The 22,569-nt window shown below is 68.4% G+C and carries 21 protein-coding genes and 2 riboswitches; of the genes, 5 read left to right on the top strand and 16 right to left on the bottom strand.

Annotation, left to right across the window (positions count from 1 at the left end; translation table 11 throughout):
* The 5 genes from C4V41_RS19705 to C4V41_RS19685 form a co-directional block, all read right to left on the bottom strand.
* On the bottom strand, positions 1-863 hold an 863-nt coding region (locus tag C4V41_RS19705; protein WP_146103716.1), incomplete at its 3' end, for a Clp protease N-terminal domain-containing protein.
* A gap of 1,165 nt (positions 864-2,028) precedes the next feature.
* Positions 2,029-2,361 (bottom strand): histone-like nucleoid-structuring protein Lsr2, encoded by a 333-nt coding sequence (locus tag C4V41_RS19700; RefSeq protein WP_103957304.1) that lies wholly within the window; start codon positions 2,359-2,361, stop codon positions 2,029-2,031.
* A 510-nt stretch (positions 2,362-2,871) separates the two neighbouring features.
* Positions 2,872-3,360: an RDD family protein gene (locus C4V41_RS19695; RefSeq protein WP_103957303.1), complete on the bottom strand. Its 489-nt coding sequence runs from the start codon at positions 3,358-3,360 to the stop codon at positions 2,872-2,874.
* A gap of 110 nt (positions 3,361-3,470) precedes the next feature.
* Positions 3,471-4,883 (bottom strand): RDD family protein, encoded by a 1,413-nt coding sequence (locus C4V41_RS19690; protein ID WP_146103715.1) that lies wholly within the window; start codon positions 4,881-4,883, stop codon positions 3,471-3,473.
* Between the two features lie 85 nt (positions 4,884-4,968).
* Entirely contained in the window at positions 4,969-5,538 is a 570-nt protein-coding gene (locus C4V41_RS19685) for an amino-acid N-acetyltransferase (protein ID WP_200824078.1), read from the bottom strand.
* Positions 5,539-5,813: 275 nt separating this feature from the next.
* Positions 5,814-5,958, top strand: a riboswitch (cyclic di-AMP (ydaO/yuaA leader).
* Positions 5,959-6,053: 95 nt separating this feature from the next.
* Here C4V41_RS19685 and C4V41_RS19680 point away from each other — a divergent pair.
* Positions 6,054-7,007 carry a C40 family peptidase gene (locus tag C4V41_RS19680; protein ID WP_235030231.1) on the top strand — a complete coding sequence of 318 codons (954 nt, stop codon included), beginning with the start codon at positions 6,054-6,056 and terminating at the stop codon, positions 7,005-7,007.
* 34 nt (positions 7,008-7,041) lie between these two features.
* Here the strand turns inward: C4V41_RS19680 and C4V41_RS19675 are convergent, their stop codons facing one another.
* A complete protein-coding gene (locus C4V41_RS19675) occupies positions 7,042-7,254 on the bottom strand; it encodes a LuxR C-terminal-related transcriptional regulator (protein WP_043615366.1) in 213 nt (70 codons plus the stop codon).
* A gap of 279 nt (positions 7,255-7,533) precedes the next feature.
* Between C4V41_RS19675 and C4V41_RS19670 the strand changes: the two genes are divergently transcribed.
* Complete coding sequence (locus C4V41_RS19670; protein ID WP_235030230.1) at positions 7,534-8,643, top strand: cytochrome P450; 1,110 nt, start codon at positions 7,534-7,536, stop codon at positions 8,641-8,643.
* Here the strand turns inward: C4V41_RS19670 and lysX are convergent.
* Positions 8,627-10,084, bottom strand: a complete 1,458-nt coding sequence (lysX, locus tag C4V41_RS19665) for a bifunctional lysylphosphatidylglycerol synthetase/lysine--tRNA ligase LysX (RefSeq protein ID WP_235030252.1) — start codon at positions 10,082-10,084, stop codon at positions 8,627-8,629. The two genes, C4V41_RS19670 and lysX, sit on opposite strands and share 17 nt — an antisense overlap.
* Positions 10,085-10,254: 170 nt before the next feature.
* Between lysX and C4V41_RS19660 the strand changes: the two genes are divergently transcribed.
* Positions 10,255-10,734 (top strand): hypothetical protein, encoded by a 480-nt coding sequence (locus C4V41_RS19660; RefSeq protein WP_103957299.1) that lies wholly within the window; start codon positions 10,255-10,257, stop codon positions 10,732-10,734.
* A 52-nt stretch (positions 10,735-10,786) separates the two neighbouring features.
* Here C4V41_RS19660 and C4V41_RS19655 read toward each other — a convergent pair whose 3' ends face one another.
* The 6 genes from C4V41_RS19655 to C4V41_RS19630 form a co-directional block, all read right to left on the bottom strand.
* Entirely contained in the window at positions 10,787-11,569 is a 783-nt protein-coding gene (locus C4V41_RS19655) for a type III pantothenate kinase (protein ID WP_103957298.1), read from the bottom strand.
* A 3-nt stretch (positions 11,570-11,572) separates the two neighbouring features.
* A complete protein-coding gene (locus C4V41_RS19650) occupies positions 11,573-14,098 on the bottom strand; it encodes an L-aspartate oxidase (RefSeq protein ID WP_103957297.1) in 2,526 nt (841 codons plus the stop codon).
* Between the two features lie 75 nt (positions 14,099-14,173).
* Positions 14,174-14,680, bottom strand: a complete 507-nt coding sequence (locus C4V41_RS19645) for a DUF6624 domain-containing protein (RefSeq protein ID WP_103957296.1) — start codon at positions 14,678-14,680, stop codon at positions 14,174-14,176.
* Positions 14,681-14,699: 19 nt separating this feature from the next.
* A complete protein-coding gene (gene panC, locus C4V41_RS19640; RefSeq protein WP_103957295.1) occupies positions 14,700-15,536 on the bottom strand; it encodes a pantoate--beta-alanine ligase in 837 nt (278 codons plus the stop codon).
* A gap of 22 nt (positions 15,537-15,558) precedes the next feature.
* Complete coding sequence (locus C4V41_RS19635) at positions 15,559-16,449, bottom strand: Rossmann-like and DUF2520 domain-containing protein (RefSeq protein WP_103957294.1); 891 nt, start codon at positions 16,447-16,449, stop codon at positions 15,559-15,561.
* A gap of 311 nt (positions 16,450-16,760) precedes the next feature.
* Entirely contained in the window at positions 16,761-16,994 is a 234-nt protein-coding gene (locus C4V41_RS19630) for a chaplin family protein (protein WP_200824077.1), read from the bottom strand.
* Positions 16,995-17,185: 191 nt separating this feature from the next.
* Between C4V41_RS19630 and C4V41_RS19625 the strand changes: the two genes are divergently transcribed.
* Positions 17,186-18,148 carry an SAM-dependent methyltransferase gene (locus C4V41_RS19625; RefSeq protein ID WP_103957293.1) on the top strand — a complete coding sequence of 321 codons (963 nt, stop codon included), beginning with the start codon at positions 17,186-17,188 and terminating at the stop codon, positions 18,146-18,148.
* Positions 18,149-18,189: 41 nt separating this feature from the next.
* Here C4V41_RS19625 and C4V41_RS19620 read toward each other — a convergent pair whose 3' ends face one another.
* Both C4V41_RS19620 and C4V41_RS19615 read right to left on the bottom strand, forming a co-directional pair.
* On the bottom strand, positions 18,190-19,383 hold the full coding sequence (locus C4V41_RS19620) for a cytochrome P450 (protein ID WP_103957292.1): 1,194 nt from the start codon (positions 19,381-19,383) through the stop codon (positions 18,190-18,192).
* On the bottom strand, positions 19,383-20,147 hold the full coding sequence (locus tag C4V41_RS19615) for a TerC family protein (protein ID WP_103957291.1): 765 nt from the start codon (positions 20,145-20,147) through the stop codon (positions 19,383-19,385). Before C4V41_RS19615 ends, C4V41_RS19620 begins: the two co-directional genes overlap by 1 nt.
* 194 nt (positions 20,148-20,341) lie before the next feature.
* Positions 20,342-20,457, top strand: a riboswitch (SAM riboswitch).
* 43 nt (positions 20,458-20,500) lie between these two features.
* On the opposite strand from C4V41_RS19615, the gene C4V41_RS19610 reads away from it, so the two are divergent.
* Positions 20,501-21,802 (top strand): aminotransferase class V-fold PLP-dependent enzyme, encoded by a 1,302-nt coding sequence (locus C4V41_RS19610; protein WP_103957290.1) that lies wholly within the window; start codon positions 20,501-20,503, stop codon positions 21,800-21,802.
* Positions 21,803-21,817: 15 nt separating this feature from the next.
* Here C4V41_RS19610 and C4V41_RS19605 read toward each other — a convergent pair whose 3' ends face one another.
* Positions 21,818-22,447: a DoxX family protein gene (locus C4V41_RS19605; RefSeq protein ID WP_103957289.1), complete on the bottom strand. Its 630-nt coding sequence runs from the start codon at positions 22,445-22,447 to the stop codon at positions 21,818-21,820.
* Positions 22,448-22,569: the final 122 nt, after the last annotated feature.

Genomic DNA, 22,569 nt, shown 5'->3' with positions numbered 1-22,569 from the left:
AGCGTGTGCAACTCGTCGATGAACAAAATGATGTCGCCACGCGTGCGGATCTCCTTGAGCACCTTCTTCAGCCGCTCTTCGAAATCACCGCGGTAACGCGAACCGGCCACCAACGCGCCCAGGTCAAGCGTGTAAAGCTGCTTGTCCTTCAGCGTCTCGGGCACCTCACCGCGCACGATCTTCTGCGACAGCCCCTCCACGACGGCGGTCTTGCCGACGCCGGGCTCGCCGATCAGCACCGGGTTGTTCTTGGTCCTCCGCGAGAGGACCTGCATGACCCGCTCGATCTCCTTCTCACGACCGATCACCGGGTCCAGCTTGCCCTCACGGGCCGCCTGGGTCAGGTTACGGCCGAACTGGTCGAGCACCAGGGAGGTCGACGGCGCCGACTCCTGCGGACCGCCCGCCGCGGCCGGCTCCTTGCCCTGGTAACCGTGGAGCAGCTGGATGACCTGCTGCCGGACACGGTTGAGATCAGCTCCAAGCTTGACCAGCACCTGGGCCGCCACACCCTCACCCTCGCGGATGAGCCCGAGCAGGATGTGCTCGGTGCCGATGTAGTTGTGACCCAGCTGCAAAGCCTCACGGAGCGACAGCTCGAGGACCTTCTTGGCCCGCGGGGTGAACGGAATGTGCCCCGACGGAGCCGACTGGCCCTGGCCGATGATCTCCTCGACCTGCTGGCGCACACCCTCAAGGCTGATGCCGAGGCTCTCCAGAGCCTTGGCGGCTACGCCCTCACCTTCGTGGATCAAACCAAGAAGAATGTGCTCAGTGCCGATGTAGTTGTGGTTGAGCATCCTGGCCTCTTCTTGGGCCAAGACGACAACACGCCTCGCTCGGTCGGTGAACCTCTCGAACATCTCGTCGCTCCTCACAGAGCGGTCAGTCAGGCCGGTAAATCCGGTCCCGTCCTCCCGCATGCTAGCCCTGGCTCGGCGAACCGTGCCCACTGCCGCTGACACGCTCTATAGCAGACACGTTCCCCGAGAGCAGGGCGTTCACCCTCCATCCAACTACTGTTCGGGGGTGACGTGTTCCCGATACGCCGCAAGCGAACGATGTTTAGGCCGCTTCGCGGAAGCGGCTGCGAATTGCCGCCACGGCGTGCGCAGATCAACACGGGCCGGCCCATCGGACGCTTGAGGCGGTGAGCCGGCTCCGGGGACGCCCTTCGCCCGCGCATCCGAGATGCCACGTCCGTATCTGTAATCACCCTATGCCCCGACGCAAACGTTGGCCAAGCGAACGCGCTACGCCCTGAGCACAACGCGGCACGGATCGCCACCCGGCCCCACGGCTTGTTAGGCCCGCCGGTCCTTACTCACGGTAATCCGCATCCGGTCAGCCGGGTTACCGACCGCATCCCGCACTATGAGACGCCGGGCCCTCATTCGCGAGATCCACGAACTTGCACGTGCACAGCAATCGCAACGCGCGGTGCAACTTGCGGGGCGACGGCATTGTGCGGTCACGCCGGGAGTAGCGGCATTGTGCGAGGCATGCTCACGCTCGCGGGTTATGCCCGCCTCGCCGCATCACTCGCGGGTTATGCCCCGCCCCGGCGCATCATCAGGAAGGGGTTATCCGGCGCCGCACATCCTACGCAGCCGGGGTTTCCGGCGCCGGGGAACCGGGTTAAGCGCTACAACGCGTGAAGATCGCACTCGGCTTAACCGCGTCCTGATTTCCGCGATGGCCCGTTCCATGGACGCGGTGGCCGCCGTAGGGAGAGCTCCAAAGCAATGCGGCAACCCGCGTGGAGCGTACGTTGAATGAGGTATGGCCGCCTCACACGGCATTCGGGCGCCCCGACTGTGGCGCCGTCACATATGTGAGCGTTCGGCGGCGAAACGGTGCCGGGGGTTGGACCGGAACGCCTGCCCAAAACGCCCACATATGGGCGATCTAGAGATCCTCGTCGGTGACGTACCGTAATTTCAGAACGCCGCCGAAACGATCATGCGCTTATGGCGGCCGCCGGGGTCCAAGGCGAACGGCATAAGCGCATGGTCGAGAGATGGCTCCTTAGTGAGCCGCTTCGTACTTCTCCACCACGGTGGAGGCGATGCGGCCGCGCTCGCTGACCGGCAGGCCGTGAGCCTTGGCCCACTGCCGGATCTCCGAGCTCTTCTCGCGGCTCATCGCACGGTTTCCGCCCCGGCCGCGACGACGCGTGGCCACGGCACCCGCCCTGCGCGCGTGCTGCACGAAAGGCGTGAGCGCGTCCCTCAGCTTCTTCGCGTTAAGGTCGCTGAGGTCAATCTCATAGGAGGAGCCGTCAATAGCGAAGCTGACCGTCTCATTGGCCTCGCCCCCATCGAGGTCATCGATGAGAATCTCCTGGATCTGCTTGGCCATCTACGCAATCCTTTCGCGGAGCATTGTTTCATTCGCCTGCCCAAACATATACCCGGAAAGGCGTGGAGACAATTCAGCGCTACGGGGATTCGGCTGACTAGCCGATCAGTTCTGCCCCTCGGGCTGATCCTCGCGGTTTCGCCGGCCCCCGACAGCCTCCGACCGGACCAACTTCACTACGCCAAAGACGAAGGCTCCACCCACCACCACCGGGGGGATGAGCGCTGACAATACGTCTGTAAGGGCTTCCATTCGTCCTCGCCTCCACGGCTAGCGGGGTTTCGGTGGCTCAATAAGCGCTGGGAGCGCGACCACGGAGCGGGCTCCGCATGAGCACACAGGCGACAACCACCCGCACCCGACCATAGCGGCACACAGATGCCCTGCGCGTCACAGGGACGCCAACATCCGGCAACCCGGACGCCCCATAGCCTAATGCCAGTCTCTCCAGGCTCCTTACCGGATCAAGCGAAAATTTTGCGAAAAGGCATCCGCCCAGGTACGGATGGCTCAGCGAAGATCTTTTACCACCCGTGTTCCGGCGACCCTGTCGTGCACCCCGCGCTCCAGCGGCTTGTCGATCAGGATGAGGAACCCGACGCCGAACAGCAACATTCCGGCCAGCAGATTGACGATCGGAATGCCCATCAGCATGAGGGGCGCCGGATAGACGAGGGTCCGTTTCAGCAGAGTACGGGGCGGTACGTCACCCGGCGCCAGGCGAATCCTCATGATCGCCTTACCGAACGTCCGCCCATGCCGGGAATGCGCCCACCAGTCGTAGCCCGCATAACCCAGCCCGGCCACCGCCCACGCGAGTACGCCGGCCAGCCGCCCGCCGAACGCCTCCGGCATCCCGACAGTTCGGAAGATGCCCCAGAGCGTTATGAACAGAATGTAATAGAAGACCCCGAAGACGAGCGCTTCAATCAGCCGGGCGGCAAGCCGTTCCCACCATTCCGCGGGCGGAGCCTCCACCCGGGACGGTGTGCCGGCCATATGCCCCACCTCGCGTCATCGACGGCTCCGGTCTCCTCATTTTGGTACGGCCGTGGGGACAAAACATAGGGGCCGGCGGAAGCCGGCCCCTATGTTCAAGTGTCCGAGGACTACTTGATCTTGACCACCACGGTCTTCGCGAACTTGTCGGCGAAGGTCTGCTGCAGCGGCTTGTCCCAGAGCTGCGAGGCTCCGTTGAGGGCGTAGGCGACGCCCGCGATCAGGGTTCCGACGATCGGCACCCAGTAGAAGATGTAGCCGCCCACCGTGACGAGCGCCCGCTTGAGCGACACGTCGTTCGGCAGGCCGTCAGGCTGGACGTGGCCCCCGACCTGGACGACCTTGATGCCCATGACCATCTTGCCCACGGTCTGGCCCTTCAGCTTGACCAGGATGGTGTCGTAGGCGACATAGATCAGGAACAGCACGATCGAGTAGACCAGGTAGTACAGAAGGCCGAACGTGATCCCGGAGGTCAGCCCGGTGATCGAGCTGTAGGACGGATACAGCGGGGCGAGGACGATCGACACCAGGGTCATCACGACGCCGAAGATGACGCCGTCGATGATCCTGGCCACCAGCCGCTGCCACCACTCGGCCAGCGGTGCCGGGGCACCGGGCGGCTGCACGCCGACCGGCTTGCCGAACTGCTGCCCGTAGGCGGGCTGGCCGTAGCCCTGCTGCTGCTGGCCGTAGGCCGCACCGTACTGCTGGTCGTAGCCCTGTTGCTGGCCATAGCCCTGCTGGGCGTAACCCTGCTGTTGCTGGTCATAGCCGTGCTGCTGACCGTAGCCGGGCTGGGACGGCTGCTGCTGCCCATAGCCCTGCTGGCCCGACTGAGGCTGCTGGCCATAGCCCTGCTGCTGGCCGTAGTCCTGCTGACCGTAGCCAGGCTGCGACTGCTGCTGCTGGCCGTAGCCCTGCTGCTGCCCATAGTCGGGCTGCTGCTGCTGGCCATAGCCCTGCTGCTGCCCGTAATCGGGCTGCTGCTGCCCATAGCCCTGCTGGCCCGACTGAGGCTGCTGCCCGTAGCCCTGTTGCTGGCCGTAACCCTGTTGCTGGCCCGACTGGGGCTGCTGGCCGTAGCCCTGCTGCCCCGCCGCGCCATATTGCTGACCGTAGTCCGGCTGGGACTGCGGCTGCTGACCATATTGCTGCTGGCCGTAGTCGGGCTGGGACTGCTGCTGCTGCCCGTACTGGGGCTGCTGGCCGTAGCCCTGCTGACCCGACTGGGGCTGCTGCCCGTACTGCGGCTGCTGCTGGTTGTAGCCCTGCTGGCCGTAGCCCTGCTGCTGCTGGCCATAGCCTTGCTGGCCATAACCCTGCTGCTGCTGGCCGTAGCCCTGCTGGCCGTATGGGGGCTGTTGCCCGTAGGCATCGTCCGCCCGGTAGCCGACCACAGTGACGTCGGGATCCGGCTCGCCCTGGTGGCGGCCCGCGTTCTGCTGCCCGTAGTGGGGAGTGCCAGGCGCAGAGTTCTCGCCGGATTCGTCCTGTGGATACGGCGGCTGTCCGGTGCTCACCGTGTCACCTCGCTTCGAGTGCGCATGTGGCACGTGTCAGGACACATGCCTGTGCTGCCCAACGTATCGACATAGGTATCAACAATCACCTTTCCAAATGGTCAAGGTCCGCGTCACCCGATGTCAGATGGAGGAGCATGCGGGTGTTGCCCAGGGTGTTCGGCTTGACGTGTTCCAGGTCGAGGAACTCCGCCACACCCTCGTCGTACGAGGCCAGCAGTTCGGCGTACACCTCGGGTGAGACCGGTGTGCCCTGTATCGGGCGAAAGCCGTGCCTCGCGAAGAAGTCGACCTCAAAAGTCAGACAGAATACACGTCTCAGCCCCAGATCCTTCGCCTGCTGGATCAGCGCCGAGACGATTCGATAGCCGACGCCCCTACCCCGGCACTCGGGGTCCACGGCCACGGTGCGCACCTCGGCGAGGTCCTCCCACAGCACGTGAAGGGCGCCGCAGCCGACGACCTGCCCGTCCAGTTCGGCCACCCAGAACTCCTGTACGTCCTCGTACAGGGTCACTGTGGCCTTCTCCAGGAGCCGCGGGCCCGCGCCCGCATAGGTGTCCACCAGGCGCCGGACCGTGCGCACATCCGGCGTGCGGGCACGCCGGACCACGACCGCGGTCTCGGGCACTGTCAGTTCGGCCACCTGCTCCATGGCACTCCAGAGTACAGATCTCATTACGGCTCGGCCCAAACTGCCATGTCTTGCCCCATCTTGTTACATCACGAGGCCAGATGGGCACGCACGCCGCGCGAGGTTCCGTCGGGGCAGAAGCAAGGACAAAGGGGACATAAAGCCTGTTCTGCACGGCCGTGCACGAGATCACCTTGTGACCCTTCGGTTGTGAAACCTCTACAGACTCGGTAGTTCTGGTTGAGCAGGAACCGGGAGTGCATTAGTGTCCAGCGACGATGTTCCCCGCGTGTCGCGCGAGGAACACGCCCAATCTCCGCAAGGAGAGCCGGGGAACCGCAGGTGGTCCAGAGCCGCCATTGGGGTGAATCCGAGTCAATCGGTAGGGCTGCTCCGGCCCGAACCCGTCAGCTAACCCGGTAGGCGTCGATGAGAGGAGCTGGTTGGTGAAGCGCACGCTCGACGGTGGGGGGAAGACGGCGGGCCGGCATGCCCGCCCTCATGAACGGACCCGGCGACCGCGCCGTTTCGGTGTGGTGAGTATCACAGTCGCCGCGTTCCTGATCGCCATCCCCGTCGGCTCGGCGTCCGCGGATCCCAAGCCCTCGCTCCAGGACATGGCCAAGCAGGTCGAGAAGCTCCACGTCGACATCGAGACGCTGGCCGAGCAGTACAACGACCAGCGCGAGAAGCTCAAGAACGCCAAGAAGGCCGCCGACGCCGCCGAGAAGACGCTGTCGATGAGTGAGGCCGACTTCGAGGCCAAGCGCGCCAAGGCCGTCGCGCTGGCCCAGAACGCGTACATGACCGGCGGCTTCGGCAGGATGCTGACCTTCGCCTCGTCCGAGGACCCCGGGGCCTACCTCAACCGCGCCGCGACCACGGCCGCGCTCGAACAGCAGCAGGGCGAGGAGGTCGCCCAGGTCACCAAGGCCAGGGAGACCGCCGAGCAGGCCAGAGCCGGCGCCAAGACGCGCATCGCCGAGGTCCAGAAGCTCGTCAACGAGCTCGGCGCCAAGCGCGACAAGATCACCAAGCTGGTCACGACGGTCGAGAGCAACCTGTACCGGCGCGCCCTGGGCGAGGCGGGCCGTCCCGGCACCCGGGCCGTGCGCGTCAATCTGCCGGTCGTCGGCAGCGGCAAGGCGGCGCAGGCCGCGCGGTGGGCGCTCACGCAGCAGCTCAAGCCGTACGTGTGGGGCGCGGAAGGTCCCGGCTCCTACGACTGCTCCGGCCTGGTCATGGCCGCCTATCAGAAGGTGGGCATCTCGCTGCCGCACTACACCGGCAGCCAGTGGACCGCGGGCAGGCACATCGACCGCTCCGAGCTACGGGCGGGCGACCTGGTGTTCTTCTACAACGACCTGCACCACGTCGGCATCTACCTCGGCGGCGGCATGATGGTGCACGCCCCGCAGACGGGTGACGTGGTGCGGATCGCCTCGATCGAGCGGCGGCCGTTCGCGGGCGCGGTGCGCATCGCCGATTGATACGACCTCTCCCCGATACCGAAAACGCCGCTCGCTAAATCAACTGACGGCGGGCAGCCCACGCCACGGCCTCGATGGCCGTGGCCACGCCGATGCGGTCGCAGATGCCCCGTAATCTCCGGCGTACGGTGCGTCCGCTGATATCCAGACGTCTGCCCACCCGATCGACCGTGACTCCCTTGGCCAGCTCCGCCAGCAATGCCAAATCCGCATGGCTCAGCTCAACGCCTTCAGTGAGCACATCCATCGGGAGCCCTCCCCCCCAACAGCAGAACTCGGGCCTCTCCCAACAGGGCCAAAGTTGCTCCTCGCAGACGGTAAACGCATCTTGGAAAGGTCGTCAAGCACGATATTCGGCGTGCTTGACGAGCACTATTGACATGATCCGTTATATATGACGTACTCGCCATATGTCGGGACAGCGTGGTCTCAGATGAGCGATCTCATAGAGCCTTCTGGCACGACGGATCGAGCAACAATGAGCCCGGCGGACGTCCTGGGTTTTGATCCGTTCAATCCTGAATTTATGCGTGATCCTTATGCCTGTTATGGCGAGATGAGCGCGCGCGGCGCGATCATCCAGACCCGTGGCGGCCTGCTGGTCGCCACCACCCACGAGCTCTGTACGACCCTCCTGCGCGACCCCCGGTTCGGCCGCGGCACCGAGTCGATGGACAGCGGAGAGCCAGGTCAGCCCGCTGTATCGTTCCTCTGGCTGGACCCGCCCGACCACACCAGGCTGCGCGCCCTGGTCAGCAGGGCCTTCACCCCGCGCATGCTCGAACGCCTGCGCCCCCGCGTCGAGGCGATCACCGCCGGGCTGATCGGCGGGCTGGCGGACGAGGCCGACCTGATGTCCGGTTTGGCCTACCCGCTGCCGATCATGGTGATCAGCGAGATGCTCGGAGTGCCACCGGAGGACCACGAGCGCTTCCGCGGATGGAGTCAGAGCTTGGCTCGCAGCCTTGACCCGATGCTTACAGACGAGCTCGCATCGGAAAGCGGCCGGGCCGGAAGGGAGTTTCGCGACTACTTCCGAGGGCTCCTCACATTACGACGGGAGCGGCCCGGAGACGACCTTCTGAGCGCCCTGGCGCGCGTCGAGGAGCTGACCGAGGCGGAGCTGCTGGCAACCTGCGTGCTGCTGCTGGTGGCCGGCCACGAGACGACCGTCAACCTCATCGGCAACGGCGTGCTGCACCTGGCCGGGCGCGGGTTGCTGCGGCAGGCCGCCGAACGGCCCAAACAGGTGGTCGAGGAGGTGCTGAGGTACGACCCGCCGGTACAGCTCACCCACCGGGTCGCGCTGGAGGACACGGAGCTCGGCGGCATGCCGGTGCCCAAGGGCGTGCCGGTGATGGCGCTGATCGGCGCGGCCAATCGCGACCCCGCCGTCTTCCCCGATCCCGGCCGCTTCGACGTGGACCGGGAGCCCGGCCGGCATTTCGCCTTCGGGCTCGGCATCCACTTCTGCCTGGGTGCGACCCTGGCCAGGATGGAGGGCGAGATCGCGCTGTCCGCGCTGGCCAGGGCGGCGCCGGGGCTGGAGTTGGCCGATCCGGCGCCGCCGTACAAGCAGAATGTGGTGCTGCGCGGGCTGGCGGAGCTGCCCGTGCGCCTCAGGAGGTCGGCTTGACCAGCGGGAACAGGATGGTCTCGCGGATGTTCTTGCCGGTGAAGGCCATGATCATCCGGTCGATGCCCACCCCCACGCCACCCGTGGGCGGCATGGCGTATTCGAGGGACTGCAGGAAGTCCTCGTCGAGCTGCATGGCCTCCACGTCGCCACCGGCGGCCAGCAGGGACTGCTCGACCAGGCGGCGGCGCTGCTCGATCGGGTCGATCAGCTCGGAGTAGGCGGTGCCCAGCTCGGTGCCGAAGCCGATCAGGTCCCACTTTTCGGTGAGCAGCGGGTTGTCGCGGTGCTGACGGGTCAGCGGCGAGGTCTCCAGCGGGTAGTCCATGACGAACGTGGGCTGCACGAGCGTGTGCTCCACGAGCGCCTCGAACAGCTCCTGCACGAGCTTGCCCGCGCCCCACTTCGGGTCCCAGTGGATCTCGCGCCGATCGGCGATCTTGCGCAGCTCCTCCAGGCCGGTGGCGGTCGTGATCTCCTCGCCGACGGCCTCGGAGACCAGGCCGTAGAGCGGGAGCCGCGGCCACCGCTCGACGCCCAGGTCGACCTCGACGCCGTCGTGCACCACCACGGAGGTGCCCAGGGCGGCCTGGACGGCCTTCTGGTACATCCGCTGGGTCAGGTCGGCCATGTCGTTGTAGTCGAGATAGGTGCCGTAGGCCTCGAGCATGGTGAACTCGGGGTTGTGCGTGGAGTCAGCGCCCTCGTTGCGGAAGTTGCGGTTGACCTCGAAGACCTTCTCGATCCCGCCCACCACGAGCCGCTTGAGGTAGAGCTCGATCGCGATGCGAAGGTAGAGCTCCATGTTGTAGGCGTTGATGTGGGTCTTGAAAGGCCGGGCCGTGGCGCCGCCGTGGATCGGCTGCAGCATCGGCGTCTCGACCTCGAGGTAGCCCTCCTCGTGCCAGAAGTCGCGCACCGCGCGCACCGTGGCGCTGCGCACGCGGGCCATCTTCCGCGCGTCGTCGTTGACGATGAGGTCGACGTAGCGCTGGCGGACCCGCGCCTCCGGGTCGGTGAGGCCGACGTGCTTCTCCGGCAGCGGGCGCAGGCACTTGGAGGTGATCTGCCAGCTCTCGGCCAGGATCGACAGCTCCCCGCGGCGCGAGGTGATGACCTCGCCCGTCACGCCCACGTGGTCGCCCAGGTCGACGTCACGCTTCCAGCTCGCCAGGGACTCCTCGCCGACCTTGTCGAGGGAGATCATGACCTGCAGGTCGCCGCCGCCGTCGCGGAGCGTGGCGAAGCAGAGCTTGCCACCCACGCGGTTGAGCATGACGCGCCCCGCGACCCCGACCGTGTCACCGGTCGCGGTGTCGGGCTCCAGGCCCTGGTATTTCTCCCTGACCTCGGCATTGGTCGCCGTGCGTGGGAAATTCACCGGGTAAGGGTCGACGCCTTCGCTGCGAAGGCGATCGAGCTTCTCCCTCCGGATGCGCATCTGCTCGGGAAGTTCGTCGCTCACAACATCAAAGGGTAGGGGATATGGCGGGCTGCAAGGGTTCGTCGGCCCCCTGCAGGGCCGCTGCAAGAGCCCTCGCTTACCAATATCTCACGAGCTCAGGGGGGAGCCGGTAGGGAGCCGGCCCAGTGGGAGCTCAAGGAGAGAAGATGTTCAAGAAGATCGCGACCGGAGCCTTCGCCGTCGCCGCGACCACCGCTCTGGCCTTGGCGCTGCCGTCGGCCGCCAACGCCAGCTCATCCGACTACGACGACTACTCCGACTCCTGGGGTCCGGTCCACTCCCGGTATGAGCTGGCCAAGGCCGAAGGCTGGGTCGGCGTCAACTGGGACCACCATGGCGAGTCCAACGAGGTCACAGTCCGCGGCCGCCTCTACGACCTGGACGACCGTACCTACCGGCAGGGCGGCAAGTGCGCTTTCGTGAAGTTCGAGGCCGGCGACTTCGACCACGACTGGTCCCCGGTCTACTTCAAGAAGTACTGCGGCTTCCCCGGCTACAAGCGGTTCTCCTTCCAGGAGCACGACATCTACAGCCTGCGCGCCAAGGTGTGCCAGATCGGCCCCAACGGTGGCCACCCCACCAAGTGCGGCCGCTGGGAATACCTCTACACCGCCGAGAGCGAGTGACGTCTCCATATACGCGAGCGGCCCCCTTACCCGAGCGGGGGGCCGCTCGTTCTCATGTGGTGTTGCGGTGGTAGATCAGCCGCAGCCCGATGAGGGTCAGCCACGGCTCGTGTACGTCGATCGAGCGCGACTCGCCCACGACCAGCGCCGCGTGCCCGCCGGTGGCCACCACGGTCACGTCGTCGGGGTCGTCGGCCAGCTCCGCCGTCATCCGCTCCACGATCCCGTCCACCTGGCCCGCGAAGCCGTAGATGATGCCGGCCTGCAGGGCCTCGACCGTGTTCTTGGCGATCACCGAACGCGGCCTGACCAGCTCCACCTTGTGCAACTGCGCCCCCGCCGCGGCCAGCGCGTCGACGGAGATCTCGATGCCGGGGGCGGTGACCGCGCCGACGTACTCGCCCTTGGCCGACACCGCGTCGAACGAGGTCGCGGTGCCGAAGTCGACGATGACGCAGGGGCCGCCGTACTGGTCGATGGCGGCCAGCGCGTTCACGATGCGGTCGCTGCCGACCTCTTTGGGGTTGTCCATGCGGACGGGCACCCCGGTGCGGATGCCCGGCTCCACGATCACCGCGGTCACGTCGCCGTAGTAGCGGCGGGTCATCTCGCGCATCTCGTTGAGCACGCTCGGCACGGTGGAACAGATGGCGATCCCGTCAATGTCGGCCCCCTTGAGCAGGGGCGACTGGGCCAGCAGCCCTTGCAGGACGACCGCGATCTCGTCGGCGGTGCGGCGGGCGTCGGTGGCCAGCCGCCAATGCTCGATGACGTCCTCACCCTCGAACAGCCCCAGCACCGTGTGCGTGTTGCCGACGTCGATCGTGAGCAGCATTAATTACCCCCGCAGATCCAGTGCGATGTCAAGGGCCGGCGCTGAGTGCGTTAGCGCTCCCACCGCAAGGTAGTCAACGCCAGTTTCCGCTACATCACGAGCCGATTCCAAGGTCAATCCCCCGCTCGCTTCAAGCGCAACCCTGTTTTTCGCCCGATTTTTCACGACTTGTACGGCTTGCGAGGTGTCCTCGATCGTGAAGTTGTCCAGCAGGATCTCCTCCGCACCCTCGTCGAGCACGGCCTCCAACTGGTCGAGCCGGTCGATCTCCACCTCGATCGGCAGGTCGGGGTAACGCTCCCTGACCGCCCTGAACGCCTCGGCCACCCCGCCGGCCGCCACCACGTGGTTGTCCTTGATCAGGGCGGCGTCCGACAGCGACATCCGGTGGTTGACACCGCCGCCGCAGCGCACCGCGTACTTCTCCAGCGACCGCAGCCCGGGCAGCGTCTTGCGGCTGTCGCGCACGCGCGCCCCCGTACCGGCGATCGCCTCGACCCACCTGCCGGTCAGCGTGGCCACCCCGGACAGGTGTGTGAGCAGGTTGAGCGCGGTGCGCTCGGCGGTCAGCAGGGCCCGCACCGGCCCTTCCACGGTCATCAGCACGTCGCCCGCCCGCACGCGCTCGCCGTCCTTGGCCCGCCGTTCGGTACGCGCCGCGCCCAGCTTCACGAACACCGCCTCGGCCACCGCCAGCCCCGCCACGACGCCGTCCTTGCGCGCCACCACGTCGGCCGCCGCGCGCTGCTCGGCGGGGATGGTGGCCAGGCTCGTCACGTCGCCCGCCTCCTGCAGGTCCTCCTCCAGCGCCCGCCCGATCAGCGCGTCCACCTCGGCCGGGTCCAGCCCGGCGGCGGTGAGCTCCTGCGCCAGGCGCGGCGGCATCGCGTCGCCATGAGGCGTGTACGTCATGCGGAGGCCCTCCTCGGTCAGGGTCACGTCCAGGTGACCCAGCCATTCGTTGTCGTCGCGGGTGCCGTAGTCCTCGCGCCAGTGTGAGCCCCGGGTCTCCAGCCTGGCCGCCGCCGCGCCGGTGAGGACGGTGGCGACGGTGAGCAGGTTGGTGGCCTCCCAGGACTCGGTGCAGGCCGGCACCTCGACGGGGGTCCAGCGGGCGTCGCGCAGCGCCCTGGCGGTGGCCACCAGCGACTCGCGGCTGCGCAGCACGCTCGCCCCGGTGCTCATGTGGCCCTGAATCCTGGCCCTGGCCCTCGGGTCCACCAGCCCGGACGCGGCGTGCCCGGCGACCGGGTCGCCGGGCCTGGGAGCCGCCGCGTGGACGTCCTCGGCGATGCGCTCGGCGAACACGAGCCCTTCGAGCAGGGAGTTCGAGGCGAGCCGGTTGGCGCCGTGCACGCCGGTGCAGGCGACCTCGCCGCAGGCATAGAGGCCGTCGATGGAGGTACGGCCGCGCAGGTCCGTACGGACGCCGCCGCTGGCGTAGTGGGCCGCCGGGGACACCGGGATCGGCTCGGTGACCGGGTCGATGCCGTGCTCGCGGCAGACGGCGTAGATCGTCGGGAAGCGGGTCTCCCACTTCTCGCGCCCGAAGTGGCGGCCGTCCAGGAAGACGTGGTCGCGGCCGGTCTCGCGTATCGTCCGCATGATCGCCTTGGCCACGACGTCGCGCGGCGCCAGGTCGGCCAGCTCGTGCACGCCGGTCATGAACCGCTCGCCCTCGTGGTCGACCAGGAACGCGCCCTCGCCCCTGACCGCCTCGGAGATCAGCGGCTGCTGCCCCGTCGACCCCTCGCCGAGCCAGAGCACCGTCGGATGGAACTGGACGAACTCCAGGTCGCGCACCACGGCCCCGGCCCGCAGCGCGAGGGCCACGCCGTCGCCGGTGGAGACCACCGGGTTGGTGGTGGCGGCGTAGACCTGGCCCATGCCGCCGGTGGCCAGCACCACCGCCCTGGCGTGCACCGCGCCCACCCCGTCACGCGCGCCCTCGTCCATGACGTGCAGCGTCACGCCCCTGGCCCGGCCCTTGGCGTCCTTCAGCAGGTCGAGCACCAGCGCGTGCTCGATCACCTCGATCGACCCGGCGCGGACGGCCTCGACGAGCGCCCGCTGCACCTCGGCGCCGGTGGCGTCGCCGCCCGCGTGCACGATCCGGCGCCGCCGGTGCCCGCCCTCGCGGGTGAGCTGGAGCTCCCCGTCGGGGGTCCGGTCGAACCGGGCGCCGCGCGCCATCAGCCGCCGCAGCGCGTCGGGGCCCTCGGTGACCAGCGTGCGCACCGCCCCCACGTCACACAGCCCGACGCCCGCGAGCAGCGTGTCGTTCAGGTGCTCCTCGGGGGTGTCACGCGGGTCGAGCACGGCGGCGATCCCGCCCTGCGCCCACCGGGTCGAGCCCGACGAGAGCACGTCCTTGGTGACGACCAGGATCTTCGCCGCCGGCTCCAGCTCGGCGTAGCGCAGGGCCACGGTCAGGCCCGCGATGCCGGAGCCCACCACGACCACGTCCGCCTCGACGGTCCAGCCGGGTGCGGGAGCGGTCAGACGCAGGGGAATCGCCGGTGCGCTCATCGGGCTCTCCTTACTCAGGATGATTTCGTCAATATGACGATAACGCCTGAGGCGGCGTGCGCATGCCCCGGGGGGTCAGAGGCCGTCGCTCTTCTTGATGAACGCCTCGTAGTCGGCGAACGGCTCCAGTCCCACGGCCCTGCGCCGCTCGTCGATCAGGTCGGGCTCCTCGATCGGCATCGGCTCCAGGCCGTTCCCGCCGTCGTGCCACTGGGTGCCGTAGAGCTGGGGGCGGCCGGAGCGCACGCGTACACGATCCTCCAGGTACGCGAAGTCGCGCGGCGAGGCCTCGTCCGACTCCACGGCGTCGGCCATCACCTTGTGGAACAGCCGCTGCACCTCGGAGGAGGTCGCGTGCTGCGCCAGCAGCCACCCCGCCCGCGCCGCCCGCTCCCCCACCTGCGAGATCAGCGGCCAGCCACGCGTGACCACGACGGAGTAGAGCCAGGCGGTGTTGCCCTCGTCGAGCCGCTGGAGCCGCGCGAGCCGCCTGTCACCGGGAATGCCCTTGGCCGGGTCGCGCATCGCCTGGTCCATCTCCATGCGCCGGAGCAGCTCGTCCCGTAACTCCTCGTCCGTCATGTCTTGACGGTAATTCGCCTCAGGCGGGATTCAAGGTGAGGGTGACGTTGTCGATCAGCCGGGTGGCACCGACCCTGGCGGCCACCGCGAGCACCGCCGGGCCCGCGTAGGTCTCGTTCACCTCCGTGAACGTGGCCGGATCGACCAGGGCCAGGTAGTCGACGTCGAGCGCGGGACCGGCCTCGTCGAGCACCTCCCGCGCGGCCGCGCGGATCTCCGCCGGGGCGAGCCGGGCGGCGCCCGCCCGCAGGGCCCGCGAGAGCGCGAGCGCCACCCGCCGGTCGTCGTCGGACAGGTAGCGGTTGCGGCTGGACAGGGCCAGGCCGTCGGGCTCGCGTACGGTCGGCGCGCCCAGGATCGCGATCGGCAGGTCGAGGTCGGCGACCATGCGGCGGATCAGGGCGAGTTGCTGGGCGTCCTTCTGGCCGAAGACCGCGAGATCGGGCTGGACCAGGTTGAACAGCTTGAGCACGACCGTGAGCACGCCGTCGAAGTGCCCCGGCCGGAACGCGCCCTCGACGACGCCGCCCATCGCACCGGCGGAGACGGCGACCTGGCGGTCGGGGGCGTACATGTCCTCGGCGGCCGGGTGGAACACCACACCGGCTCCCTCGGCCCGGCACACGTCGAGGTCGGCGTCGAACGTCCGCGGATAGCGGGAAAAATCCTCGCTTGGGCCGAACTGCAGGGGGTTGACGAAGATGCTCACCACGACCTGATCGGCGCGGACGCGGGCCTGCCTGATCAGCGACCGGTGGCCCTCATGGAGCGCCCCCATGGTCGGCACCAGGGCCACCGTTCCGGCACGGCGTGCTTTGACCAGGTCTTCCCGGTTCCTGGCGACGATCAGATCCATGGATGCCCTTCCTACGCGACGGTCAGGTCCATATATTGCCCCCCAGCGCGTCGAGGAGCCGCTCCGCCTCCTCCGGTTTGAGCAACCCGGCGGCCAGCGCCCGGTCGGCCGTGAGCCGGGCCAGCGCGACATAGGCGTCGGCGGCCTCGGGGGCGGCCAGGATCAGCGCGTCGACGTGCTTGCGCACGGTGCCCGCGTCGCCGCGCACCACAGGACCCGTGAGCCCGGCGATGCCCAGCCGCAGCACGTTGTCGAGCGCGGCCCCGAGCAGCGGGCCCAGCATCCGGCCCGGGTGCTCGACCCCGATGCCCTGCAGCAGGTCGGACGACTCCGCGACGAGCGTGACCATGTGGTTGGCCGCCTGGGCCAGCGCCGCGTGGTAGAGCGGGCGGTCGGCGTCGGCGATCCAGACCGGCTCGCCGCCCATCTCGATCACCAGCGCCTCGGCGACGGGGCGCAGCATGTCGGGCGCGGTCACGCCGTAGGAGATGCCGGTGAGCTTGTTGAGGTCGTCGTTGCGGCCGGTGAACGTCATCACCGGATGCAGCGCGAGCGGCAGCGCGCCGGCCCTGGCGGCGGGTTCGAGCACGGACAGTCCGTAGGCCCCGCTGGTGTGCACCAGCATCTTGCCCCGCAGGTCGGCGCCTGTGGTGGCGAGCCCGTTGACGAGGTCGGGCAGTGAGTCGTCGGGCACGGTGAGCAGGATGAGCTGCGCCGCGGCCACCACCTCGTCCGGTCTGGACGTCGCCAGGCCGAGCCGCTCGGAGGCCCAGCGCTGCGAATTGTCCGACACTCCGCTCGCGGCCACCACCCGGTGTCCCGCCTGCGCCAACGCGGCACCGAGGGCCGAACCGACCTTGCCCGACCCGAGCACGCCGACCGTCAGGCGTGCCGGTCGATCCCCTGCGTCCATGACGTCACACCCCTGTAGACATAACGGCACTGCCGACCAGGGTAACGGGCACGCGCGACTGCGTTCGTGACCGGTGTTTTGCCGCGCGTTGAGTTAACGACAAAAGCGACAAGGGCATACAAATAGTGCACCCCCTGTCGGGAGAGATGAGGAGAGGGGTTCATGCATGCGGCGGGCGCCGAGTCCTGATCGGACCCGACGCCCGTGAAGAGTGCGACCTCTTGGAGGTGCGCCGGCCGCGCCGTTCGCCGACGGACCGGCCGGAGGACCGAGCCCGGGCCGGCCTGCGCCGGCCCGGGCTCATCCATGACTCAGTACCTGTTGACGTTGGCGACGGCGCCGCCCTTGCAACCCGCGACCGCACCGCCGACCACGCTGATGACGGAGATGGCGTTGCCACAGACGTTGACGGGGGCGGTGATCGGGAAGTAGAGCTGGTTGCCGGAGATCACGCCGCCGGTGCCGTTGGTGATGTCGGCGTGCGCCGGGGCGGCCAGCGACAGCATGGCGACGGCTCCGGTGACGACCATGACCTTCTTCAGCACGAGGGCTCCTCTCAGTTTCGCGGCCTGGGGCCGCAGGTGCTTTTCTGCGCGGGAACGATCGGCCCGCCAATTGGGGGTTGGCGGAACGCGACTGTTCGATGACAACGGGTAAACGCTACCGCAACTTCGCCACATTGAGTAGTCATTCGACGACGGTGCGTATCGAGCGCGAGTCATGAGATAGTCCAGGCATGTGGCTCACCTGGCGCGCCGCAACGGAGCGCGCGCTGTACGGCGACGAAGGTTTCTACCTCCGCGAACGGCCGTCAGGCCACTTCCGCACCTCCGTCAGTGCCTCGGCGGCCTTCGCCGAAGCGGTCCTGACGTTGCTGGCGGAGGTGGATTCCGACCTCGGCACGCCTGACGTGCTCGACCTGGTCGACATCGGCGCGGGCGACGGAGCTCTGGTCACCCAGGTGCTGTCCATCGCCAAGCCCGCGCTGCGCGACCGGCTGCGCGTCACCGCCGTCGATCTCTCCCCCAGGCCGGATGACCTGCCCGAGCGGGTCGAGTGGTCCAGGAGCCTGCCTCTCGACATCACCGGGCTGGCGATCGCCAACGAGTGGCTCGACAACGTGCCGCTCGACGTGGTCGAGCAGACCGCCGACGGGCCACGGGTGGTCATGGTCAACGTGCACACGGGCGAGGAGCGTCTCGGCGGGCCGTTGCGGCCGGCCGACCGCGCCTGGCTGGAGCGGTGGTGGCCGCTGTCCCGCGTGGGCGCGCGGGCCGAGATCGGCCGGCCGCGCGACCAGGCGTGGGCCTCGGTCCTGGTACGCCTCACCGAAGGCCGGGCCGTGGCGGTCGATTATGCACACCCTGTGGACAACCGTCCGCTGCACGGCACGCTGACCGGTTACCGCGACGGGGCGGTCGTGGCGCCCGTACCTGACGGGACCTGCGACATCACCGCCCATGTGGCGCTCGACTCGTGCGCGGACGCCGGGCGGAAGGCCGGTGCTTCATCCACAACCTTGTCCACACAGCGCGAGGCGCTGCGGGAGCTGGGCATCACCGGCGCCCGCCCGCCGCTCGACCTGGCCCAGGTAGATCCGCGCGGCTATCTCAAGGCGCTGGCGCGGGCCTCGGAGGAGGGCGAGCTGATCGATCCGTCGGGGCTCGGCGGCTTCGGCTGGCTCACCCAGCGACGGTGAACCCCGGCCGGCTCGGCCGGCGACGCTGGGCCTCGCCCGGGTCAGCCGGCGACGGTGAGATCGAGCGACTCCAGGCCCCTGATGACGTAGCCGGGCTTCCAGGCCGGGTCCTGCCGCAGTTCCAGTGTGGCCGCCCGGTCCAGGAGCGCGCCGAACGACTCCATCAGCTCGATGCGGGCCAGCGGCGCGCCCAGGCAGAAGTGGATGCCGGCACCGAAGGAGATGTGCGGGTTGTCGGCGCGACCGACGTCGAGCCGGTCGGGGTCCTCGAACACCGCCTCGTCCCGGTTGGCCGAGCCGAACAGCAGCGCCACCTCGGCGCCGCGCGGGATGCGCACGCCGTGCACCTCGATGTCCTCCAGCACCCAGCGCTCGAACATCTGCAGCGGCGTGTCCCAGCGCATCAGCTCCTCGACGGCCGTGGGCAGCAGCGCGCGGTCGGCGCGCAGTCTGGCCAGCTCGGCGGGGTTCCTGAACAGCGACCACCAGCCGTTGCCGGTGACGTTCACGGTGGCCTCGTGGCCGGCGTTGAGCAGCAGGACGCAGGTGCCGACCAACTCGTCCTCGGTCAGCTCGTCGATCTGGGCGAGCGCGCTGACCAGGTCGTCGCCGGGGTTCGCGCGCCGCCACGCGGCCAGGTCCTTGAGGTAGCCGGCGAACTCCGAGGCCGCGCGGACGGCCGTGTGCTGGGCGTCCGGGGAGGGGTTGAGCTCGTACATGCCGCAGATGTCGGCGGACCAGGGGCGCAGCAGGTGGCGGTCCTGGCCGGGGATGCCGAGCATCTCGGCGATCACCGTCACCGGGAGCGGCTCGGCGACCTCGGCGATGAGGTCGCCGCCGCCCTTGTCCACGTACGCCTCGACCAGGCCCGTGGCGATGGCCCGGACGCGGGGGCGCAGCGACTCGACCATGCGCGGCGTGAACGCCCTGGAGACCAGCCGGCGCAGCCTGGTGTGCACCGGCGGCTCCACGTCGAGCATGCCCGCCCTGATCACGCGCCAGAACGGCTCCTGGAACTCCGGCTCGGGCGGCTTGCCGAACTCCTCGTGCGTGGCCACGTGCAGGTAGGACCGCCCCAGGCGGCGGTCTCTGAGCAGCGCGTTCACGTCGGCGTGCCGGGAGATGAGCCACTGGCCCGTCGGCTCGAAGTAGCAGACGGGCGCGTCGCGTCTCAGCTCGTCATAGACCCGGTACGGGTAAGCCACGAAATCCGGATTCCAAGGATCAAAGCGCACTATTTCATCTTAGAAGCGGGATCCTCCTGCTCAGTGACCTCTGCCTGCCGCTTGTTGTTCCTGCCGCGCACCCGGATGTTGAGCAGCTCCACGACCACCGAGAACGCCATCGCGAAGTAGATGTAGCCCTTGGGAATGTGCTGGTCGAGACCCTCGGCGACGAGCACCACGCCGATCAGCACCAGGAACGACAAAGCCAGCATCTTGATGCTCGGGTGGCTGTCCACGAACCTGCTGATCGGCCCGGAGGCGAACAGCATCACCAGCACCGCCACCACGACGGCGGCGATCATCACGCCGAGCTCGTCGACCATGCCGACGGCGGTGATGACCGAGTCGAGCGAGAAGACGACGTCCAGGATCATGATCTGCACGATCACGGAGGCGAAGGAGGCGGCGGCCGCCTGCTTGCCACTCTTGTCGCCCGCGACCTCCATGCTGTGGTGGATCTCCGTGACGCTCTTGCCCAGCAGGAACAGCCCGCCGAGCAGCAGGATCAGGTCACGTCCCGAGATCGCGTGGCCGAGGACCGTGAACAGTGGCTCGGTGAGCTGGACCACCCACGACAGCCCCAGCAGCAGGAGCAGCCGGCTGATGAGAGCCGCCGCCAGACCGAGCACCCGTGCCCGGTCCCGCTGTTCGGGGGGCAGTTTCCCGGCAAGGATGGAGATGAAAATGATGTTGTCGATCCCCAGCACGATCTCCAGGGCGACCAGGGTGAAGAAGCCGATCCAGATCTGCGGGTCGGCCACCCAGTCCAACATCTGGGCACCTCCATAACTCATGGCTGACGGGTTTCCGGTAGCAACGAGTCAGGAGTCGCATAAGTTCGCGGCTTGCCGAATCCACCAAGAGGTCGCATCTGTCAAGCAGACCGCCGCTACGGTGCAAGCCACGCACCTCGTCGGGGCGGCAGGTTGATGAGCAGGTTTCGTGTTGGTATATAGTCTCGAACGTAGGTCATGAGTGCCAGCGACAAGCCCCGGCTAGCTGGCCGGCAACCCTCGCGTCCGCGGCGGGGTGCCCCGGGTGAAGACCTGGTCCGTCACGAGGTGTGGCGGGCAAGCGCGGGCTCCGTGGCTGTTCCCAGGGGTCCGATGACCCGAGGAGCTTCGCCATGTCCACGCTGACGATCTTCAACGCCATCCCGGCCCTTGAGACGACCGCCGCCCCCGCCGTCGCCACTTCCCGGCCCATTCCCGCCGTGCTGGGCGCCGACCTCGAAGTGCCGGTCAAGGGCGGCAGGCTGGTGGGCTACGCCAACCTCGACTACGCCGCCAGCGCGCCCTGTCTGGAGCCGGTCAGCGCCGCCGTCGCCGCCGCGCTCCCGGCCTACTCCAGCGTCCACCGCGGCGCCGGCTACGCCTCCCAGCTCACCACCGCCCGGTACGAACAGGCCCGCCACACCGTCAGGGCCTTCGTCGGCGCCCGTACCGACGACGCCGTGATCTTCACCCGCAACACCACCGACGCCACGAACCTGCTGGCCGGCTGCCTGCCCGCGGGCACGACCGCCGTGGTCTTCGACACCGAGCACCACGCCTCCCTCCTCCCCTGGGAGCGGTCCGTACGGCTGGCGCCGCCCGCCTTCCCCGGCGAGGCCGTCCGCGCCGCCGACGAGGCGCTGGCCGGGATCGAGGGGCCGAAGCTGCTCGTGGTCACCGCCGCCTCCAACGTCACCGGCGAGCTGTGGCCCATCGCGGCCCTGGCGCACATCGCGCACCGGCACGGGGCCAGGATCCTGGTGGACGCGGCGCAGCTCGTACCGCATCGGCGGCTCAACCTGACCGCGCTCGACCTGGACTATGTGGCCTTCTCGGGGCACAAGCTGTACGCGCCGTTCGGGGCCGGGGTGCTGATCGGGCGGCGAGACTGGCTGGCCGAGGGGGAGCCGTACCTGAAGGGCGGGGGCGCGGTGCGCTCCGTCGGCTCCGCCGGGGAGGGCGCAGAGTGGCACGACGACCCCGAGCCGCGTCACGAGGCGGGCACCCCCAACGTGCTGGGCGCCATCGCCCTGGCCGCGGCCTGCGACGCGCTCACCGCCACCGGCTGGACCGCGCTGGTCCGCGAGGAGGAGCGGCTGATCGCCCGGCTGCGGGCCGGGCTGGCCTCGATCGAGGGCGTGCGGGAGCTGTCACTGTGGGGGGATGATCATCCGCGGGTCGGCATCGTGTCCTTCACTGTGGCCGGATACTCGGCGCGCGAGGTGGCCGAGGCGCTGTCCAGCGAATACGGCATCGGGGTGCGCGACGGGAAGTTCTGCGCGCATCCGTTCGTCCGGCATCTGCTGGAGACCGCCGACGGTGGTTGCGACGACGACACGGCCTCCGCGGTGCGGGCCTCGATCGGGATCGGGAGCACGCAGGAGCACGTGGACCGGCTCGTCGAGGCGCTGCGGGACCTGGTGGCCCGCTCCTGAGGCCTCCTCGCCGATTCAGCGGTTCGGCGGCTTGCGGTGTTGTGGTGGTTCGTCGGAGACGAGGGCGTCGATGTCTCGCATGTCCTCGTCGTTCACTCTCCCTGAGGTAGGTTGCCGGGGAACGTCCGGCCGCTCCGCGGTGGTCTGCGTGGGCGTCGTGGGCCCTCCGGCCTGTGGGTTCGTTCGGCGGTGAGAGCGGACGACCGCCTCGTCCTCCGCCGCGTGGCGTTCCGAGCGCCTGCGGTACATCGCGCCGAAGATGCCGTCCAGCCCGATACGTCCGCCGCCCAGCGCCAGGAACAGCAGGCTGAGCACGGCGAGCGCGCCCGGGAACTCCCAGCCGCCGTTCGCCGACAGGATGCCGTTGCCCCCGTGCACGAACGCGATCGCACCGAGCATGTTGACCAGCAACAGCAGCCCCACCGGCCGGACCAGCAGGCCGAGGATCAAGAAGATGCCGCCGACGGTCTCGACGACGGTCGCGAACCCGGCGGCCAGTTCGGGCAGCGGGATCCCCATCTCCCTGAAGCCCAGCGTGGTGGCCCCAAGACCGGCCTGCCACTTCTGCCAGCCGTGAGCCACGAAAATCACACCGGTCACGATCCGGGCGATCAGGGCCGCGACGTCAAATGCAACTCTGTTCATGGTGCTTTCTCCCCCCGTTCCCGATATTCCTCCCCATGTCCGTCTTCGGGATGCGCTTTCATACCATGTCTTGACCAACCCCCATGCTGGATCATCAATGGGGACGGTGGCAGCATGGCCCA

The sequence above is a fragment of the Nonomuraea solani genome (assembly GCF_900108335.1).
Lineage (GTDB): Bacteria > Actinomycetota > Actinomycetes > Streptosporangiales > Streptosporangiaceae > Nonomuraea > Nonomuraea solani.
The sequence above is the reverse complement of the archived record's forward strand: the minus strand, read 5'-3'. Positions and strand labels throughout refer to the sequence as shown.

Bases quoted from the DNA above. Each gene is read 5' to 3' on its own strand.
- panC (WP_103957295.1), bottom strand. From the start codon at position 15,536: ATGGATCTGATCGTCGCCAGGAACCGGGAAGACCTGGTCAAAGCACGC.
- C4V41_RS19610 (WP_103957290.1), top strand. From the start codon at position 20,501: ATGTCCACGCTGACGATCTTCAACGCCATCCCGGCCCTTGAGACGACC.
- C4V41_RS19645 (WP_103957296.1), bottom strand. From the start codon at position 14,680: ATGACGGACGAGGAGTTACGGGACGAGCTGCTCCGGCGCATGGAGATG.
- C4V41_RS19605 (WP_103957289.1), bottom strand. From the start codon at position 22,447: ATGAACAGAGTTGCATTTGACGTCGCGGCCCTGATCGCCCGGATCGTG.
- C4V41_RS19615 (WP_103957291.1), bottom strand. From the start codon at position 20,147: ATGTTGGACTGGGTGGCCGACCCGCAGATCTGGATCGGCTTCTTCACC.
- C4V41_RS19650 (WP_103957297.1), bottom strand. From the start codon at position 14,098: ATGAGCGCACCGGCGATTCCCCTGCGTCTGACCGCTCCCGCACCCGGC.
- C4V41_RS19700 (WP_103957304.1), bottom strand. From the start codon at position 2,361: ATGGCCAAGCAGATCCAGGAGATTCTCATCGATGACCTCGATGGGGGC.
- C4V41_RS19625 (WP_103957293.1), top strand. From the start codon at position 17,186: ATGTGGCTCACCTGGCGCGCCGCAACGGAGCGCGCGCTGTACGGCGAC.
- C4V41_RS19675 (WP_043615366.1), bottom strand. From the start codon at position 7,254: ATGGATGTGCTCACTGAAGGCGTTGAGCTGAGCCATGCGGATTTGGCA.
- C4V41_RS19685 (WP_200824078.1), bottom strand. From the start codon at position 5,538: ATGGAGCAGGTGGCCGAACTGACAGTGCCCGAGACCGCGGTCGTGGTC.
- C4V41_RS19670 (WP_235030230.1), top strand. From the start codon at position 7,534: ATGCGTGATCCTTATGCCTGTTATGGCGAGATGAGCGCGCGCGGCGCG.
- C4V41_RS19635 (WP_103957294.1), bottom strand. From the start codon at position 16,449: ATGGACGCAGGGGATCGACCGGCACGCCTGACGGTCGGCGTGCTCGGG.
- C4V41_RS19655 (WP_103957298.1), bottom strand. From the start codon at position 11,569: ATGCTGCTCACGATCGACGTCGGCAACACGCACACGGTGCTGGGGCTG.
- C4V41_RS19660 (WP_103957299.1), top strand. From the start codon at position 10,255: ATGTTCAAGAAGATCGCGACCGGAGCCTTCGCCGTCGCCGCGACCACC.
- C4V41_RS19695 (WP_103957303.1), bottom strand. From the start codon at position 3,360: ATGGCCGGCACACCGTCCCGGGTGGAGGCTCCGCCCGCGGAATGGTGG.
- lysX (WP_235030252.1), bottom strand. From the start codon at position 10,084: ATGCGCATCCGGAGGGAGAAGCTCGATCGCCTTCGCAGCGAAGGCGTC.